Source organism: Ruegeria sp. AP12, from assembly GCF_056540025.1.
Genome location: NZ_JBQFVZ010000016.1, coordinates 1 through 4,467, shown reverse-complemented (window position 1 = coordinate 4,467; position 4,467 = coordinate 1). Strand labels below are relative to the sequence as shown.

Sequence of the window (4,467 nt, the reverse complement as noted above, 5' to 3'; positions counted from 1 at the left end):
CCCCCCGCCTTTTTGTGGCGGGGGGTTTTGTTGTTATTCAGCTGCGTCTTTGTATGCGTCCATTGGGGGGCATGTGCAGACGAGGTTTCGGTCTCCGTATGCGTTGTCGACGCGGTTGACGGGGGACCAGTATTTGTCGACGCCCATGGAGCCCGGGGGGAAGCAGGCCTGTTCGCGGCTATAGGGGCGGTCCCAGTCTCCGACCAGATCGCGCACCGTGTGGGGGGCGTTTTTCAGCGGGTTGTTGTCGGCGTCGATCTTGCCGTCGATGATGTCCTGCGCTTCCGCTCGGATCGAGAGCATGGCGTCGCAGAAGCGGTCGAGCTCGGCCATGGGTTCGGACTCGGTCGGCTCCACCATCAGGGTTCCGGCCACCGGCCAGCTCATGGTGGGGGCGTGGAAGCCGGAATCGACCAGACGTTTGGCGATGTCGTCGACGCTGACATGCGCCGCCTCGTCCAGGGGACGGGTGTCCAGGATGCATTCATGCGCCACCCGGCCTGTTTCCGAGGTGTAGAGGATCGGATAGGCCTCCTTCAGACGCGCCGCGATATAGTTGGCGTTCAGGATCGCCACTTTGGTCGCCTGCGTCAGACCGGCACCGCCCATCAGCAGCACATAGGCCCACGAGACCGGCAGAATGGACGGCGAGCCAAAGGGGGCCGCCGAGACCGGACCCACGGCGGTGCCGTATTCCGGGTGGCCGGGCAGGTGTTCGGTCAGATGCGCCTTGACGCCGATCGGACCCATGCCGGGGCCGCCGCCGCCATGGGGGATGCAGAAGGTCTTGTGCAGGTTCAGGTGGCTGACATCGCCGCCAATGTCTCCCGGACGCGACAGACCGACCATGGCATTCATGTTGGCCCCGTCGATATAGACCTGACCGCCATGGTCATGGGTGATCTGGCAGACCTCCTGCACGGTGGTCTCAAAGACGCCATGGGTGGACGGATAGGTGATCATGCAGGCGGCCAGATGATCGGAATGCTTCTCCGCCTTGGCGCGGAAGTCATTCAGGTCGATATTGCCGTTCTCATCCGCCTGCACCGGCACAACCTGCCAGCCCACCATCTGGGCCGAGGCCGGGTTGGTCCCGTGCGCCGAGGTCGGGATCAGGCAGACATTGCGCTGCCCTTCGCCACGGGCGAAGTGGTAGTTGCGGATGGTCAAGAGACCCGCATATTCGCCCTGCGCGCCCGAGTTGGGCTGTTGGCTGATCGCGTCATAGCCGGTGATCTGGCACAGCTTGTCGTTCAGATCGGCGATCATCTCGTGATAGCCCTGCGCCTGATCTTCGGGGCAGAACGGGTGCAGGTTGCCGAACTCGGGCCAGGTGACCGGGATCATCTCGATCGTGGCGTTCAGCTTCATGGTGCAGGACCCCAGCGGGATCATCGCCCGGTCCAGCGCCAGATCGCGGTCGGCCAGACGGCGCATATAGCGCGTGATCTCGGCCTCGGCCCGGTTCTGGTGGAAGATCGGGTGGGTCAGGTATTCGCTTTCCCGCAGCGCGTAATCGGGCAGGCGGTAAGCGACGTTCGAGCTGTCATCGGTGCGGTCGATGCCGAAGGCACCCCAGACGGCCTCGATGGTCTCGGGGCGGGTCTGTTCGTCCAGGCTGATGCCAACCTTGGTCTCGCCGACCTTGCGCAGGTTGACGCCGCGCGCCACGGCGGCCTCCATCACCGTTGTCTGCAGATGGCCGACCTCAACCGTGATGGTGTCAAAGAACACTTCCGGCTCAACAGCAAAGCCTGCCTCTTCCAGACCAGCGGCCAGACGCGAGGTCTTGCGGTGCACCGATTGCGCGATGGCCTTGATGCCGTCGGGGCCGTGATAGACCGCATACATCGAGGCAATCACCGCCAGCAGCGCCTGCGCGGTGCAGACATTCGAGTTCGCCTTCTCGCGCCGAATGTGTTGCTCGCGGGTCTGCAGCGACAGCCGGTAGGCCTTGTTGCCGCGGCTGTCGATGCTGACACCGATGATCCGGCCCGGCATTGAGCGTTTCAGCTTGTCGGTGGTCGCCATGTAAGCGGCATGCGGGCCGCCATAGCCCATCGGCACGCCAAAGCGCTGGGTCGAGCCGATGGCAATATCCGCGCCCATCTCACCGGGGGATTTCAGCAGCGCCAGCGACAGGATGTCGGCGGCGACAATGGCGATGGCTTTATGTTCGTGCAGCGCCGCGATTTCCGATGTGAAGTCGCGCACGTGACCATGGGTGCCCGGGTACTGGAAGATCGCGCCAAAGACGGCGCCCGCGTCCAGCGTGTCCGGATCGGCCACCTGCACGTCGATGCCCAGAGGCTCGGCGCGGGTTTTGATCACCGCGATGGTCTGCGGGTGGCAGTTCTTGTCGACGAAGAAAGCCGCGTTATTGGCTTTCGACCGCCCGCCGCGCTTGGCCATCGCCATGGCTTCGGCTGCGGCTGTGGCTTCGTCCAGCAAGGACGCGTTGGCCACATCGAGCCCGGTCAGGTCGCTGACCATGGTCTGGAAGTTCAACAGCGCCTCAAGACGGCCCTGGCTGATCTCGGGCTGATAGGGCGTATAGGCGGTGTACCAGGCCGGGTTTTCCAGGATGTTGCGCAGGATCGGCGCGGGCGTGGTGGTGCCATAATAGCCCTGACCGATCAGCGAGGTCAGAACGGTGTTCTTGCTCGCCACCTCTTTCATGTGGAACAAAGCATCGCGTTCGGTCATCGCCGGACCCCAGTCCAGCGGCTCCTTCTGCCGGATCGCAGGCGGGACGGTGGCGTCGATCAGCTCATCCAGCGTCTTGAAGCCAATCACCTTGAGCATGTCGCGCATCTCGGTCGGGCTGGGCCCGATATGGCGGCGGTTGGCGAAGTCATAGGCTTCGTAATCGGTCAGTTTGAAGGCCATCGTTGCGCTCCTCAGGGAATGTCTCGCCCGGCCGCTGTGGCGGATGCCTCCGGCGGGGATATTTTTAGCCAGATGAAGGACGGACCCCCGCAAGGATCCGCCGTGATTTCTTAGCCGATGAAGGCTTTGTAGCCGGCTTCGTCCATCAGATCCTCAAGCTGCGACGCGTCCGCGATCTTGACCTTGTAGATCCAGGCCTCGCCCTCGGGGTCGTCGTTCAGCGCGCCGGGGTTGTCGGCCAGCGCCTCGTTGACCTCGACAATCTCGCCATCCACCGGGGCGTAGAGTTCCGAGGCCGCCTTGACGGATTCGATCACGCCGATTTCGCCGTCCTTTTCGAACTCGTCACCCACTTCCTGCTGCTCGACAAAGACCACTTCGCCCAGCTGCTCGGCGGCATGTTTGGTGATGCCCAGAGTGGCCACGTCCCCTTCGACGGTCAGCCATTCATGCTCTTCGGAATAATAGGTTGCCATGCTGTCTCTCTCCTGACTTCAACGCTTGTAATTCTGGGTGACAAAGGGCAGCGCCACGATCTGCGCCGGTTGCGCCTTGCCCCGGATGATCAGGTTCACCTTCTCTCCCGGCTCACCGTGACCGGCGGACACATACCCCATCGCCACCGGGCCACCCACCGTGGGGCCAAAGCTGCCCGAGGTGATCTGACCGATGCTGTTGCCATTGCTGCACTGGATCTCCACGCCCTGACGCGCCGGGGCGCGGCCATCGGGCTTGATGCCCACCAGCTTGCGGGCGGCACCCTCGGCCAGTTCGCGTTGGACACGCTCGGCACCCGGGAACCCGCCCTCTTCCTTGCGGCGCTTCTGGATCGCCCAGCCGAGGCTGGCCTCAATCGGCGAGGTGCTCTGATCGATGTCATTGCCATAGAGGCACAGACCTGCCTCCAGCCGCAGGCTGTCACGCGCGCCCAGACCCGCCGGTTCGCAATCTTCATGCGCCAGGAACGCCTTGGTGATCTCGATGGCCTTGTCCTCGGGGATCGAGATCTCATACCCGTCCTCGCCGGTATAGCCCAGCCGCGAGATGCGGCATTCGACGCCGTTGATGTCCGCCACGGTGGTTTCCATGAACTTCAGATCCCGCGCCGCAGGGCAGAGTTCCCCCACAACATCCTCGGCCTTGGGGCCTTGCACCGCCACCAGCGCCCGGTCGAAGATCTCGGTCACGTCTACGCCGTCGAGGTTCGCCTTCATATGCGGAATGTCCTGATGCCGCAGCGCCGCGTTCACCACCACAAAGAAATGATCCCCCGCGTTCGACACAATCAGGTCATCCATGATCCCGCCATCCGCGTTGGTAAAAAACCCGTACCGCGCCTTGCCTTCTTTCAAGGTCGCATAGGCCTGCGGGCAGATCGCCTCCAGCTTCTCGCCCACATTCTCACCGCGCAGGATCACCTGACCCATATGAGACACATCAAACACCGCCGCCTTCTCACGACACTGCTTATGCTCCCCCATAATCCCCATCGGATACTGAACAGGCATCTCCCAGCCCGCAAAATCAACCAGCTTACCTCCCAACTCAACGTGCAAGGCGTACAACGGCGTGCGTTTC

The 4,467-nt window shown here is 63.1% G+C and carries 3 protein-coding genes; all 3 read right to left on the bottom strand.

Translation table 11 applies throughout. The annotated features are described in order from the left end of the window. Positions 1-33: 33 nt before the first annotated feature. Positions 34-2,889 (bottom strand): aminomethyl-transferring glycine dehydrogenase, encoded by a 2,856-nt coding sequence (gene gcvP / locus ACR0E6_RS20650; protein ID WP_480586826.1) that lies wholly within the window; start codon positions 2,887-2,889, stop codon positions 34-36. A 110-nt stretch (positions 2,890-2,999) separates the two neighbouring features. Next, entirely contained in the window at positions 3,000-3,365 is a 366-nt protein-coding gene (gene gcvH / locus ACR0E6_RS20645; protein ID WP_480586823.1) for a glycine cleavage system protein GcvH, read from the bottom strand. A gap of 18 nt (positions 3,366-3,383) precedes the next feature. Next, positions 3,384-4,467: glycine cleavage system aminomethyltransferase GcvT (gcvT, locus tag ACR0E6_RS20640; RefSeq protein ID WP_480586820.1), on the bottom strand; the 1,084-nt coding region annotated here is incomplete at its 5' end.